The organism is Cupriavidus taiwanensis, from assembly GCF_900249755.1.
GTDB classification, from domain to species: domain Bacteria; phylum Pseudomonadota; class Gammaproteobacteria; order Burkholderiales; family Burkholderiaceae; genus Cupriavidus; species Cupriavidus taiwanensis_D.
This window is the reverse complement of the sequence record NZ_LT976854.1, coordinates 1,746,286-1,760,069: the sequence shown is the minus strand read 5'-3', so window position 1 is coordinate 1,760,069 and position 13,784 is coordinate 1,746,286. Positions and strand designations below refer to the sequence as shown.

Here is a 13,784-nt window from a genome sequence, read left to right as displayed (position 1 = left end):
CGTCAGGACAACGTGCTGCCGCCGAGCACATCGGCAAAACCGCCGCGCCGGCCGGCCGCGCGCTCCAGCGCCGCGCGCACGCGCGGCGACAGCAGCGCGGCGAGTTCGTCGGCATGGCGGTAGGCGTGCATCGACGGGGCGATGGCCGCGCCGGAGACCACCGCCGGATGCAGGTAGATCTCGCCCACGCCCGGGGGCAGCTGCGCCAGCGCCTGCAGCAGCGCGGTCTCGTCCATCTGGCCGCTGCGCGCGATGCCGACCACGTAGTCATTGTGCGCAATGCCGGCGCGGTCCAGCCTGCGGCGCAGCAGCGCCAGCCACGGACGCAGCGGCCAGGGCGCGCCGGCCTCGCGCGGCAGCCGCATCGCGCGCAGGCCGTACTCGCGCCCGATCGACAGGATCAGCGACAGCACCGTCGGATGCAGGTGGAAATGCTTGTGCGTGTTGACGTGGTCGAGCGGCAGGCCGGTGGCGGCGAAGGCGTCGAACTGCGCGCGGATTTCCGCGGCGAGCTGGCGGCGCACCGCGGGCAGGAAAAAGAAGCGGCAGCCGTCCAGCGCCATGGCCGAGCCGAAGCGGCCGTGCGCATCGACCAGCGCGGGAATGCGCGCGCGCGGCAACGTGGCCGCGCCATCGGCCAGCACCACGTGCAGCCCCACGCGCAACGCGGGCAGCCGGCGCGCGCGCGCTACCGCATCCGCCGCCGCGGGCGCGCCCACCATCAGGCTGGCGGCGTTGAGCACGCCGTCGCGGTGGGCCAGTTCCACCGCTTCGTTGACGGCCGGGTGCAGGCCGAAGTCGTCGGCGGTGACGATCAGCGCGCGTGGTGCCGCGGCGTAAAGCGCCCGGGCCAGGATCAGGCCTCGTGCGAGCGCAGGAAGCGGAAGAACTCCACGCCTTCGCGCAGGCGCCGCTTCATCATGTCCCAGCTGCCCAGCATCTCGCGCACGATTTCCCAGATCTTGCCGGGGCGGAAGTAGAAGCGCTTATAGAAGGTTTCCACGCCGTGGTAGATGTCCTCCTTCGACAAGTGCGGGTAGCTGATCGCGGCCAGCTGCACGCCCTGGTCGTTGACCAGGTTGATGACCTTGTTTTCCTCGAGCCAGCCGTTCTCGACCGCCTGGCGGTACAGCGTGGTGCCGGGGTAGGGCGCCGCCAGCGAGACCTGGATGGTGTGCGGGTTGATTTCCTTGGCGTACTCGATGGTCTTCTCGATGGTCTCGCGGGTCTCGCCCGGCAGGCCCAGGATGAAGGTGCCGTGGATCTGGATGCCGAGCTTGCGGCAGTCTTCGGTGAAGCGGCGCGCGATGTCGGTGCGCAGCCCCTTCTTGATGTTCAGCAGGATCTGGTCGTCGCCGGATTCATAGCCCACCAGCAGCAGGCGCAGCCCGTTCTCCTTCATGATCTTTAGCGTGCTGTACGGCACGTTGGCCTTGGCGTTGCACGACCACGTCACGCCCAGTTGGCCGAGCCCGCGCGCAATCTCTTCGACGCGGGGCTTGAAGTCGGTGAAGGTGTCGTCGTCGAACATGATCTCCTTGACCTCGGGCATGTTCTCCTTGATCCATTTCACCTCGGCGATCACGCTTGCGGCCGAGCGCGTGCGGTAGCGGTGCCCGCCCACGGTCTGCGGCCACAGGCAGAAGGTGCAGCGCGAGCGGCAGCCGCGGCCGGTGTAGATCGATACATAAGGATGCTTCAGGTAGCCGATGAAGTAGTTCTCGATCTTGAGGTCGCGCTGGTAGACCGGCGCGACGAACGGCAGCTCGTCCATGTCCTCGATCATGGGGCGCTGGCCGTTGTGTTCGAGCGAGCCGTCCGGCAGGCGATAGCTCAGCCCCAGGATGTCCTGGAGCGGCTTGCCCGCGGCGACGTCCTGGCAGGTGTAGTCGAACTCCTCGCGGCAGACGAAGTCGATGGCGTCGCTGGCGCCCAGCGTGCCGCCGGGATCGACCGCGGGCTTGGCGCCGACCATGCCGATCATCACCCCGGGGTTGCGCTGCTTCAGTTCCTCGGCAAATTTTGCGTCGGTGGGGAACGACGGCGTGCTGGTGTGGATGATCACCAGTTCATAGCCTGCGGCGATCTCCAGCGTCTGCTGCACGGTCAGGCCGTCGGCCGGGGCATCGAGCACGCGGCTGCCGGGCACCAGCGCGGCGGGCTGCGCCAGCCAGGTCGGGTACCAGAACGACTTGATCTCGCGCTTGGCCTGGTAGCGCGAACCGGCGCCGCCATCGAAGCCGTCGAAGGACGGGGCCTGCAGGAACAGGGTTTTTTTCATGACGGCCTCTTGGTATGGATGCCGGTGAACGGTGAAGTGTCAGGGGAGGACTGCGCTGGTTTTCTCCCCTCTCCCGCTTGCGGGAGAGGGGCGGGGGAGAGGGCCGGCGCGCGACCGGAGTGTTGCGAATCAAGTACGGACAGCTCCTGCTCCCGCCACCGCACCCGCCTGCCAGCCATCGCAAACACCCACCCCGCCAGCAGCAAGCCATCGCGCAACGGCGCCCGCAATGCCGCCGCGGCGCTGCCCGCCAGCACGCTGCGCGCCGCCACACCGACGACTGCCGCGGCCATCACCGGCGGCAGCGGTGCCAGCCACACCCCCAGCGCCAGCGCCGGCCAGGTGAACGTGACGAAGGTAAAGGCAAAGCCAGCCGGGTTCAGCGACCGGATCGTGCGCAGCCAGCGCAGCTCATGCCGCCACAGCTCGCTAAAGCGGTCTTCGGTGACGTCGGTCGTCACCACCACATCCGACAGCACCGTTTGCAAGCCCTGCCGCCGCGTCAGCTCGCCCAGCCAGAAATCATCCGCCAGCCGGTCGCGCAAGGCGTCGAAACCGCCGATGGCGGCCAGCGTGTCGCGGCGCAGCGCAATGGTCGCGCCAAAGGCAAAGCGCCGCGAGCCGCCCGCATGCGCGATGCGCACCGCCGGCGCGAACCAGTCGTCGATGAACTGCGCGCCGAGGCCCGGCCAGAAGCCGCCGATGGCGTGGCCGCGGTACAGGCAGGTGACCACGCCGACGCCGGCCTGTGCCAGTGGCGCCGTCACGCGCGCCAGGTAATCCGGCGCGACCGCGACATCGCTGTCGGCGATGACCAGCGCATCGTGCCGGGCCGCGCCGAACAGGTTGATCAGGTTGCTGACCTTGAGGTTGCTGCCATGCACCTGCGGATCGATCACCAGCGCGATATCGCAGGCAGGGAAGTCGCGCCGCAGCCGCTCGACCACGGCGATGGCGGGATCGTCCGCGGCGCGCACGCCGAACACCAGCTGGAAGCATGGATGCCGCTGCCGGCAGAAGGTGGCCAGGTTGGCGTAGAGCCGGGGTTCGGCGCCGCACAGCGGCTTGAGCACGCTGACCGGCGTGGCGGCCATGGCCGCGCTTGGCGCGGGCCCGCGGCGCGACAGCCAGGCCGCGGCCAGCGCATAGCCGGCCGCCGCGCAGACCAGCGCTGCGCCGGGCAGGATGGCGGCAAGTGCGGCGGCCATCGCGATGGCTTCAGTGCGTGGCGGCCCCGGCCGGCGCCTCGGCCGCCCGCGGCCGGTTGGAAGACGGGCGCTTGCGCTGGATTTCCTCGAGCTTGATCTCGACGTGGCGCGAGAACACGTATTCCGCCGGCCGCTGCCGGTCCAGCGCAATGTCCGGCGCCATCGGGCCGCTGGTGCGCACGCCGCGCAGGCTGACGCCGAGCGCCTTGAGCGGATGGGCAAAGGTGTCGGCGACGGCGGTGGCTTCGTAGCCGCTGTGCACCATGCAGTCGGCGCATTTCTCGTAGTTGCCGGTGCCGTAGGCGTCCCAGTCGGTCTCTTCCATCAGCTCGCGGAAGGTCGCGGCATAGCCTTCGCCCACCAGGTAGCACGGGCGCTGCCAGCCGAATACCGTGCGTGCCGGGTTGCCCCACGGGGTGCAGTGGTAGGTCTGGTTGCCGGCAAGGAAGTCCAGGAACAGCGTCGACTGGCTGAACGCCCAGTTCTTGCCCGCGCGGCCGCGGCTGAGGATGTCGCGGAACAGCTGGCGGGTCTTGCCGCGGTTCAGGAAGTGCTGCTGGTCCGGCGCGCGTTCATAGGCATAGCCCGGCGACACGGTGATGCCATCGACGCCCAGCGCCTTGACCGAGTCGAAGAACTTCGCCACGCGCTCGGGCTGCGCGTCGTTGAACAGCGTGCAATTGATATTGACGCGGAAGCCGCGGGCCTTGGCCGCGCGGATCGCCTCGACGCAGCGGTCGTACACGCCTTCCTGGCACACCGAGCGGTCGTGCATCTCGCGGTCGCCGTCCAGGTGCACCGACCAGATGAAATACGGGCTGGGCTGGTACTGGTCCAGCTTCTTTTCCATCAGCAGCGCATTGGTGCACAGGTAGACAAACTTGCGCCGCGCGATGATGCCCTGCACGATCTGCGGCATGTCCTTGTGCAGCAGCGGCTCGCCGCCGGCAATGGAAACCACCGGCGCCCCGCACTCATCGACCGCCTCCAGGCATTCCTGCACCGACAGGCGCTGGTTCAGGATGGGATCCGGGTAATCGATCTTGCCGCAGCCCGAGCACGCCAGGTTGCAGCGGAACAGCGGTTCCAGCATCAGCGCAAGCGGGTAGCGCTTTTGCCGCGACAGGTGCTTGCCGACGATATAGGCGCCCACGCGGGCAACCTGCAGGAGCGGAATGGCCACGACAGCTTCCTCTGGTTGGTTCAGCCTGCAATGTTCTCGTTGGCGGGGGCCGGCGCGGGATCGGTGCCGGACTGGAGGGATGCCGATGGCGGCTTCACGTCGGCCAGCTCGGGCGGCAGCCGGAATTCGGCATGCTCTTCGCGCCCGGCCATGGTGCTCACTTCGACCGGGCCCAGCCGGCGCAGCGCCGCGATCACGTCTTCGACCATGGCCTCGGGCGCCGACGCGCCCGCGGTGATGCCGACCACGTTGGCGTCGCGCACCCAGGCCGGGTCGAGTTCGCTGCCATCGGCGATCAGGTAGCTGGGCACGCCGCTTTCGGTGCCGATCTCGCGCAGGCGGTTGGAGTTGGAGCTGTTGGTCGCGCCGATCACCAGGATCACGTCGGCCAGCTTGCACAGGTCGCGCACCGCGCTCTGGCGGTTCTGCGTGGCGTAGCAGATGTCGCGCGTATCGGGGCCGACCAGGTTGCTGAAGCGCCGTGCGAGGGCAGAGATGATGTTGCGGGTGTCGTCCACGCTCAGCGTGGTCTGGGTGACGTAGGCAACCGGGGTGTCGTCGGGCAGGTCGAGCCTGGCGACGTCGGCCTCGTTCTGCACCAGGATCACCTTGCCCGGGATCTGGCCCATGGTGCCTTCGACCTCGGGGTGGCCGGCATGGCCGATCAGGATTACCGTGCGGCCGCTGGCGGCGTACTGGCGGCCCTGGGTGTGGACCTTGATCACCAGCGGGCAGGTGGCGTCAATGGCATGCAGCTGGCGCTGGCTGGCATCGGCGACCACCGCGCGCGACACCCCGTGCGCGCTGAAGATGGTCACCGCGCCGGCCGGCACTTCGTCCAGTTCCTCGACGAAACGCGCGCCCTTGTCTTTCAGTCCCTGTACGACGTGCTTGTTATGCACGATCTCATGCCGCACGAACACCGGCGCACCGTGCTTGACGAGGGCGCGGTCGACGATCTCGATCGCGCGCACCACGCCGGCACAGAAGCCCCGGGGCTGAGCAAGAATCACCTGCATGGAGTAGGCCCCCGACCCTTTGCTACGGGTTTCAGTGTTTGGGATCGCGCAACGGAAAACGATGCCCCGGACGATGCCCGAAGCGATGCCCGGCAGCGATGCCCGGTATCAAGCCAGACCCACCGGAGATCCGCCGCGGATCACATTTTCCTCGCACGGTGGTTACTATATACCCGACACGCCGGCTTTGTCTGGCGCCGCCATGATCGGCGCAGGGCCGGTGCCGGCAATGCCGTCTTACGGGAAACGGGTTGATGACCAAAATCGATGACGTGCTGGTGACAGGGGCAGCGGGTTTCCTGGGATCGGCGGTGGCGCGCCAGGCGCTGGCGCGCGGCTGGCGCGTGCGCGTGCTGGTGCGCGCGCACAGCCCCCGCACCAATCTTGCCGGGCTGCCGGTGAACGTGGTTCAGGGCGACATGCGCGATGCCGCGGCGGTGGCCGCGGCGCTGCAGGGCGTGCGCTACCTGTTCCATGTTGCCGCCGACTACCGGCTGTGGGCGCGCGACCCGGAAGACATCGTGCGCACCAACGTCGACGGCACCCTGGCGGTGATGGAAGCCGCGCAGCGGGCCGGCGTCGAGCGCGTGGTCTATACCAGCAGCGTGGCGACGCTGCGCGTCGCCGGCGCGCAGGCGCCGGTGGACGAGACCGCGGCGCTGCGCCCGCACGAGGCCATCGGCGCGTACAAGCGCAGCAAGGTGCTGGCCGAGCGCGTGGTCGAGCAACGGATCGCCGAACACGGCCTGCCGGCGGTCATCGTCAACCCGTCCACGCCCATCGGCCCGCGCGACGTGCGGCCCACGCCGACCGGCCGCATCATCGTCGAGGCCGCCACCGGCAAGATCCCGGCCTTCGTCGATACCGGGCTGAACCTGGCCCATGTGGACGACGTGGCCGAGGGGCATTTGCTGGCGCTGGAGCGCGGCCGCACCGGCGAGCGCTACATCCTGGGCGGGCAGGACGTGATGCTGCAGCAGATGCTGCGCGATATCGCCGAACTGTGCGGCCGGCGCCCGCCGACGCTGCAGCTGCCGCGCTGGCCGCTGTATCCGCTGGCCTACGGCGCGGAAGCGGCGGCGCGGCTCACGGGCAAGGCCCCGTTCCTGACTGTCGATGGACTCAATATGTCCCGCTACCGGATGTTCTTTACTTCGGACAAGGCGCGCAAGGAGCTGGGATATCAGCCGCGCCCGTACCAGGACGGGCTGCGCGACGCGCTGGCGTGGTTCCGCGCGCACGGATACCTGGGCAACCCGTGATCCGGCTGCGCGCTTACGGGCGCAGCGGCGCCTGGCTGCGGCCCTTCCACTGCCCGCCGCGACGCAGCCGGTAGCGCCGCGCCGAGTCGATGGTCGCCCCCAGATAGAACAGCGCCGTGACCGGCAGCAGCGGCGCCAGCCACCACGGCTGCCGGTACTCGCGCAGCATCGGCAGGTAGGCCAGCGCCATCGCGGCCCACGCCAGCCATGCCGGCCACAGCCGCCAGCCCAGCGCCAGCACCGGCGGCACCAGGTAGGTCAGCGCCATGCCCGCGACCGCGCCTGCCAGCCGCAGCGGTGAATAGCGCAATTGCGTGTAGGCGCTGCGCGCGATCATGTCCCACAGGCTGCGCCAGCCGTCATAGGGCCGCAGCGACACGCTGTCGTCGGCCAGGTCGAGCCGGATCGCGCCGCCGGGCTTGATGCGCGCGGCCAGGCTGCAGTCGTCGATCAGCTCGCCGCGGATCGCGGCAAAGCCGCCGATGCGCGCCAGCGCCGCGCGGCTTGCCAGCATGCAGCCGCCCGCCGCGGCGGCAACGCGGCTGCGCGGATCGCGCACGCGGGCGAACGGGTAGAGCTTGGCGAAGAAAAAGACAAAGGCCGGCACCACCAGCCGCTCCCACGCCGAGACGCAGCGCAGCCGCACCATCAGCGAGACCAGGTCGCGCCGCTCGGACTCGGCGCGCGCGACCAGCGCGGCCAGCACGCCCGGCCCGTGGCGGATGTCGGCATCGGTCAGCCAGACATAGCGTGCCTGTGGGGCGATCCGGTCGGCGGCGGCCAGGCCTTCGGACTGGGCCCAGACCTTGCCGCTCCAGCCGGCGGGCAACTCGCGCGCGCCGATGACGGTGAGCGCGTGCGGGCGCGCGGTGGTCGCCGCGGCGGCGCGGGCGATATCGGCGGTGCCGTCGGTACTGTGGTCGTCCACCACCACCAGCGCGAGTGGGCCCGGGTAGCGCTGGCCCAGCACCGCCGCGACCGCGCTGCCGATGACATCGGCCTCGTCGCGCGCGGGAATGATGGCGACCACTTCCGGCCAGTGCGCCGGCGCCGGCGCGGCCGGCGGCTTGCGCGCGCGCCAGAATCCGGCGCGCCCGAACAGCAGCACCGCCCAGATCGCGAGCGACAGCAGCGACAGCGCCATGGCGGCGCCGGGCACGGTGGTCTCAGTCATGCGGCCCCCTGCGGTGGCATGGTTCGGGGGCCATTTTAGGCGATGGCCAGCCGGCGGGCGCGGGCCCGCCGTTGGGGCGCGGACCCGCCGGTGGCTCAGGCGCGGTAGCTTACCGGCCCGCGCGAGCGCATGTCGAGCGCGTAGTAGCACACCGTCAGCAGCACCAGCCAGCCCGGCCCCACGTACAGCGCCACGCGCGTATCGGGGAAGTAGGCCATCAGCGCCACCACCAGCGCCAGGAACGCCAGCGCGATATACGAGCCATACGGCCAGAACGGCATGCGGAACGCCAGCGCCTGGCGTGCCGCCGGCGCCAGCGAGCGGCGGAACTGGATCTGCGTGACCAGGATGATGGCCCAGGTCCAGACCGCGCCGAAGGTGGAGATCGCGGTCACCCAGACAAAGACCTTCTCCGGCACCAGGTAGTTGAGCAGCACGCCCGCCAGCAGCGCGGCGATCGACACCAGCAGCGCGCGGCGCGGCACGCCGTTGCGGTCGACGCGGGCGAACGCGGCCGGCGCCTGGCCCTGCTGCGCCAGGTTGTACAGCATGCGCCCGGTGCTGAAGATGCCGCCGTTGCACGACGACAGCGCCGCGGTCAGCACCACGAAGTTGATGATGCCGGCGGCGGTCTTGATGCCCAGGCGCTCGAAGGTCAGCACGAACGGGCTGCCCTGCGCGCCGATCTCGTTCCACGGGTACAGCGCGAGGATCACGAACAGCGCGCCGACGTAGAAAATCAGGATGCGCCAGAACACCGAGTTGATCGCGTCCGGGATCGACTTCTTCGGATTGCGCGCCTCGCCGGCGGTCAGGCCGATCATCTCGACGCCGAGGTAGGCGAACATCACCATCTGCAGCGACATCAGCACGCCCGACGCGCCATTGGGCATAAAGCCGCCGTGCGCCCACAGGTTGGAGATGCCGGTGGCCACGCCGCCGTTGCCGAAGCCGAACACGATCATCGCGCCGCCGCCGATCAGCATCAGCACGATGGTGACGATCTTGATCATGGCGAACCAGAACTCGAACTCGCCGTAGGCCTTGACCGCCATCAGGTTGACCGAGCCCATCGCCGCCAGCGCCGCCAGCGCCCAGATCCAGCGCGGCACGTCGGGGAACCACATGCCCATGTAGATGGCCACGGCGGTAATTTCGGCGACACAGGTCACCAGCCACAGGAACCAGTAGTTCCAGCCGGTCAGGTAGCCCGCCAGCGGGCCCATGTGGTCCTGCGCGTAGCGGCAGAACGAACCCGCCACCGGGTTGTGCACGGCCATCTCGCCCAGCGCGCGCATGATCAGGAAGATCACCGCGCCGCCGATCAGGTAGGCCAGCATGATGGCGGGTCCGGCCATCTTGATGGCATTGCCGGCGCCCAGGAACAGGCCTACGCCGATGGCCGAACCCAGCGCCATCAGCCGGATATGGCGTTCGCCCAGGCCGCGTTGCAGATGCTCTGCGCTTGCACTCATGTGTCGTTGTCTCCGTGTCATCTGAATGGCCGCGCGGCCCTTGTGGGGCTGGCGCGGGCAGCGGAATTTCGCGCTTGCGGCGCGCGCAAACGGAAAAGAGCCGGCAGGTTAATCAGATCGCGGGGATATTTGTTGCTGAAATGAAGCGCAAAGACAGGAAAAAATGCTGAGCTTGCAAGATGCTGCGGCTGGCGCGCAATGTCCTGCCAGGCGTGCGCGCCCCGCACCGGGCCGGCCCTTCAGCCGTCGGCGCGGGACATGCCTTTGCCCTTCAGAGCGGTTGCCCGACATAGTTCTCCGCCAGCGCCCGGCACGCGGCTTCGGACCCCACCAGCTCTTCCAGTTCCGCCTGCTGGATGCGCGACGAGAAACCATCGGCATCGGCAAACCGGTGCAGCAGCGAAGTCATCCACCACGAGAAACGCTCGGCCTTCCAGATGCGGCGCAGGCGCGTCTCGGAGTAGGTGTCCAGCGCGGCCGGGTCGTTGTCGCGGTAGCGCGCCGTGAGGGCATCGGAAAGACTGGCCACGTCGCCCGCGGCAAGGTTCAGGCCCTTGGCGCCGGTGGGCGGCACGATATGCGCGGCGTCCCCGGCAAGGAACAGCCGGCCGAAGCGCAGCGGCTCGCACACGAAGCTGCGCAACGGGGCGATGCTTTTCTCGAGCGCGGGGCCGGTCTGCAGCGACGCGGCGGCTTGCGGATCGAGCCGGCTGCGCAATTCGTTCCAGAAGCGCTCGTCCGACCAGTCTTCCACGCGCTCGCTCGACGGCACCTGCACGTAGTAGCGGCTGCGCGTGCGCGAACGCATGCTGCACAGCGCGAAACCGCGCTCGTGGCTGGCGTAGACCAGCTCGTCCGCAAGCGGGGGCGTATCGGAGAGGACCCCGAGCCATCCGAACGGGTAGACCCGTTCGAACTGGCGCATCGATGCCGGCGGCACGCTTTGCCGGCTGACACCGTGAAAGCCGTCGCAGCCGGCAATGTAGTCGCATGCAATCTCGTGCGTGCTGCCATCCTTGCGATAGCGCACCAGCGGGCGCTCGCCGTCGAAACCGTGCAGGCTGACGCCGTCGGCCTCATAGATGGTGCGCGCGCCCAGGGCCTCGCGCGCGGCCATCAGGTCGCGGGTGACCTCGGTCTGGCCGTACACCGTGACCTTGCGTCCGGTGAGCGCGTGCAGGTCGATGCGATGGCGGCGGCCATGCCATGACAGCTCGATGCCTTCGTGCGGCAGGCCTTCGTCATGCAGCCGCGCCGCGGCGCCGGCGCGCTCCAGCGCCTGCACGGTCCCGCATTCCAGGATGCCGGCGCGGATCCGCCCCAGCACGTAATCGGGACTGCGTTGCTCAACGATGATGTTGTCGATGCCGGCCTTGCCGAGCAATTGCCCGAGCAGCAGTCCGGCGGGGCCGGCGCCGATGATGGCAACCTGGGTACGCATGGCTTGTCTCCGTATGCGTGGTTCTGATGGCTGGGCGCGCGCGCTTGCGTTCGCCGGGGGGGCGGGCATAGCCGGCGTTGTGGTCTTGGCCTCAGTGCGTTCAGGCCGGTGGCTTGCCGGCCGCGTCGTCCATGGCCGCGAACACTTCCCCGGCCAGATGGAAAGCCGCATTGGCGGCCGGCACGCCGCAGTAGATGGCGGTCTGCAGCAGCACTTCCTTGATCTGCTGGCGGGTCACGCCGTTGTTGGCGGCGGCGCGCAGGTGCAGCCTGAGTTCGTCCGGGCGGTTCAGCGCCACCATCATGGCAATGGTCAGCAGGCTGCGCGTGTGCCGCGGCAAGCCTTCGCGGGTCCAGATCTCGCCCCAGGCATAGCGCGTGATCAGGTGCTGGAATTCTTCGTTGAGCGGCGACAGTTGCGCCAGCGAGCGGTCGACGTGCGCGTTGCCCAGCACCTCGCGCCGCACCGCCAGGCCGGACTCGTAGCGGGCGGTGTCGTCGGTAACGGGCAGGCGGCCGTGGATGAAGTCGAGCAGCGCCGCGGTGAAGCGGCCCGCTTGCTCGATATTCGAAATATGCGCGGCCGGCAGTTCGACGAAGCGCGCGTCCGGAATCGCTGCGGCCAGTTCGCGGCCTTGCTGCGCGGTGGTCGACGGATCGTCGCTGCCGGCGATCACCAGCACCGGAACCGTGATGGTGCGCACGGCCTCGCGGAAATCCGCATCGCGCACCGCCGCGCAGCAGGCGGCATAGCCGCGCGGGTCCAGCCCGGCCAGCGTCGCGCGCAGCGGATCGAGCGCACGGCTGGCGCTGGCGGCAAAGTCCGGCGTGAACCAGCGCTGCATCGACGGCTCCACCATCATGGCCATGCCGTCGCGCAGCACGTTCCCGATGCGGGTGTTCCAGCTGTCGGCATCGCCGATCCTGGCCGCGGTATTGGCCAGCACGATCCTGCGGAAGCGCTGGGGTGCATGCACGCCCAGCCACATGCCGGTCAGCCCGCCCAGCGACACGCCGCAGAAGACGGCCTGTCCGATGCCCAGCGCATCGAGGATGGCCAGCACGTCGCCGCCCAGCTGATCGATGGTGAAGGCGTCGCCCGACGCGTTCGAGCGTCCGTGGCCGCGCGTGTCGTAGCGCACCACGCGGAAGCGCCCGGCCAGCGCGTCGGCCTGCGGCTGCCACATGGTGTGGTCGGTGCCGAGCGAATTGGAGAAGACGATGGCGGGCGCATGGTCCGGGCCGTCGACGGTGTAGAAAAGCCGGGCACCGGCGTGGTCGAGAAAGGGCAAGGCGGTCTCCTGGAGTCTGGTCGGGGGCGAGTTGTTGGATCAGTCGGCGTCGCGCTGCGCCAGCGCCGCGTGCCATGCCAGCACCGCGGCGTCCGCGAAGGTGGCGGACTGGCCGGCATAGTTGGCGGGATCGGCCAGCCGGTCGAGTGCGGCATCGTCGAGCAGCCCGGCGTGGGCCGGGTTGTCGCCGAGCGTCTGCGCCAGCGCCTCGCGCAGGGTGGACTGGTTTGAGACCGCGCGGCGCGACGCCTGCTCGACCACGTGATGCGCTTCGAGCCGGCCGATGCGGCTGCCGAGTTCGAGCATCGCGGCCTCGCCAAGGATCAGTCCGTGCGTCAGGTCGAGGTTGGCACGCATGCGGGCGGTATCCACCTGCAGGCCGGCGGCCACCTCGACCATCTGGCGCAGCGCCCCGGCGGCCAGCGTGACGATCTGCGGCAAGGTGTCCCATTCCGCCTGCCAGCCGCCCAGCGCGCGCTCATGCTCCTGCACCATGCCGGCCAGCATGGTCGCGACCAACTGCGGCATCCGCACGGCTGCGCTCAGCACGGCGGCGCAGCCCACCGGGTTGCGTTTGTGCGGCATGGTGCTGGAGCCGCCGCGCCCCGGGCCGGAAGGTTCGGCCGCTTCGGCGACTTCGGTCTGCATCATCAGCGACAGATCGCGCGCGATCTTGCCGAGAGTGCCGGTGAGCATGCCGAGGCTGGTTGCCACCTCGACCAGGCGGTCGCGCTGGGCGTGCCAGGGCAGGGCGGGCAGGTCTAGCCTGAGTTCAGCGGCCAGCTCACGCGCCACCGCCGGCGCCGATGCGCCCAGGCTGGCCAGCGTGCCCGCCGCGCCGCCGAACTGCAGCGCGCCGGCGTGGCGCTGCGCCGCGTCCAGTCGCGCCAGGTCGCGGCGCAGCGCGTCCAGCCAGCCGGCGGCCTTCAGGCCGAAGGTGGTGGGCAAGGCGTGCTGCAGCCAGGTGCGGGCGACCATCGGCGTGTCGCGGTGGTCCTGCGCCAGCGCGGCGCACGCGTGCCCGAGCGCGAGCAGGTCTGCCTGAAGCGCGGGCAGCGCATCGCCAAGCTGCAACACCAGCGCCGTGTCCAGGATGTCCTGGCTGGTCGCGCCCCAGTGGACGAAGCGCGCCGCGTCGGCGTCGCGCGCGGCCACCGCGGCGGTCAGCTGCCTGACGAAGGGAATCGCCAGGTTGCCGGCGGCGACGGCGTGCTGTGCGAGCGTTGCCAGGTCGATTACGGCAGGGTCGGCGCAGACTTCGGTGATGACCGATGCCGCCGCGGCGGGAATCACGCCACAGCGCGCTTCGGCCCGGGCCAGCGCGGCTTCGACGGCCAGCATGCGTTGCACCATGCCGCTATCGGAGAAGATCTCCAGCGTGGCCGGGGTGCCTGACATCGGATCGGTGAGGCGGGAAGAACCTGGCATGTGGGGGCGCGGAACAAGTGTG

11 protein-coding genes are annotated in these 13,784 nt (G+C 69.7%); 1 reads left to right on the top strand and 10 read right to left on the bottom strand.

What is annotated here, in order from left to right:
• Window positions 1-2: 2 nt before the first annotated feature.
• From hpnK to ispH, 5 genes are read right to left on the bottom strand one after another with little or no spacing between them, the layout of a single operon-like run.
• Entirely contained in the window at window positions 3-818 is an 816-nt protein-coding gene (gene hpnK, locus CBM2594_RS23525) for a hopanoid biosynthesis-associated protein HpnK (RefSeq protein ID WP_116359199.1), read from the bottom strand.
• Window positions 819-856: 38 nt separating this feature from the next.
• Window positions 857-2,281: a hopanoid biosynthesis associated radical SAM protein HpnJ gene (gene hpnJ, locus CBM2594_RS23520; RefSeq protein WP_116359198.1), complete on the bottom strand. Its 1,425-nt coding sequence runs from the start codon at window positions 2,279-2,281 to the stop codon at window positions 857-859.
• Window positions 2,278-3,489 carry a bacteriohopanetetrol glucosamine biosynthesis glycosyltransferase HpnI gene (gene hpnI, locus CBM2594_RS23515; protein WP_116359197.1) on the bottom strand — a complete coding sequence of 404 codons (1,212 nt, stop codon included), beginning with the start codon at window positions 3,487-3,489 and terminating at the stop codon, window positions 2,278-2,280. Before hpnI ends, hpnJ begins: the two co-directional genes overlap by 4 nt.
• Before the next feature lie 10 nt (window positions 3,490-3,499).
• Window positions 3,500-4,672: an adenosyl-hopene transferase HpnH gene (gene hpnH / locus CBM2594_RS23510; RefSeq protein WP_116359196.1), complete on the bottom strand. Its 1,173-nt coding sequence runs from the start codon at window positions 4,670-4,672 to the stop codon at window positions 3,500-3,502.
• A 20-nt stretch (window positions 4,673-4,692) separates the two neighbouring features.
• On the bottom strand, window positions 4,693-5,691 hold the full coding sequence (gene ispH / locus CBM2594_RS23505) for a 4-hydroxy-3-methylbut-2-enyl diphosphate reductase (protein WP_116359195.1): 999 nt from the start codon (window positions 5,689-5,691) through the stop codon (window positions 4,693-4,695).
• A 254-nt stretch (window positions 5,692-5,945) separates the two neighbouring features.
• On the opposite strand from ispH, the gene hpnA reads away from it, so the two are divergent.
• Window positions 5,946-6,953 (top strand): hopanoid-associated sugar epimerase, encoded by a 1,008-nt coding sequence (gene hpnA, locus CBM2594_RS23500; RefSeq protein ID WP_116359194.1) that lies wholly within the window; start codon window positions 5,946-5,948, stop codon window positions 6,951-6,953.
• A 13-nt stretch (window positions 6,954-6,966) separates the two neighbouring features.
• Here the strand turns inward: hpnA and CBM2594_RS23495 are convergent, their stop codons facing one another.
• The 5 genes from CBM2594_RS23495 to CBM2594_RS23475 all read right to left on the bottom strand — a co-directional run bounded on the left by CBM2594_RS23495 (window position 6,967) and on the right by CBM2594_RS23475 (window position 13,762).
• The gene (locus CBM2594_RS23495; RefSeq protein ID WP_232346723.1) at window positions 6,967-8,127 is read right to left on the bottom strand and encodes a glycosyltransferase; all 1,161 of its coding nucleotides are present in this window, start codon (window positions 8,125-8,127) and stop codon (window positions 6,967-6,969) included.
• Between the two features lie 95 nt (window positions 8,128-8,222).
• Entirely contained in the window at window positions 8,223-9,602 is a 1,380-nt protein-coding gene (locus CBM2594_RS23490; RefSeq protein ID WP_116359193.1) for an amino acid permease, read from the bottom strand.
• Window positions 9,603-9,873: 271 nt separating this feature from the next.
• A complete protein-coding gene (gene pobA / locus CBM2594_RS23485) occupies window positions 9,874-11,043 on the bottom strand; it encodes a 4-hydroxybenzoate 3-monooxygenase (RefSeq protein ID WP_116359192.1) in 1,170 nt (389 codons plus the stop codon).
• A gap of 100 nt (window positions 11,044-11,143) precedes the next feature.
• Window positions 11,144-12,334 (bottom strand): bifunctional 3-oxoadipate enol-lactonase/4-carboxymuconolactone decarboxylase PcaDC, encoded by a 1,191-nt coding sequence (pcaDC, locus tag CBM2594_RS23480; protein WP_116359191.1) that lies wholly within the window; start codon window positions 12,332-12,334, stop codon window positions 11,144-11,146.
• A 39-nt stretch (window positions 12,335-12,373) separates the two neighbouring features.
• The gene (locus CBM2594_RS23475) at window positions 12,374-13,762 is read right to left on the bottom strand and encodes a 3-carboxy-cis,cis-muconate cycloisomerase (protein WP_116359190.1); all 1,389 of its coding nucleotides are present in this window, start codon (window positions 13,760-13,762) and stop codon (window positions 12,374-12,376) included.
• Window positions 13,763-13,784 lie beyond the last annotated feature (22 nt).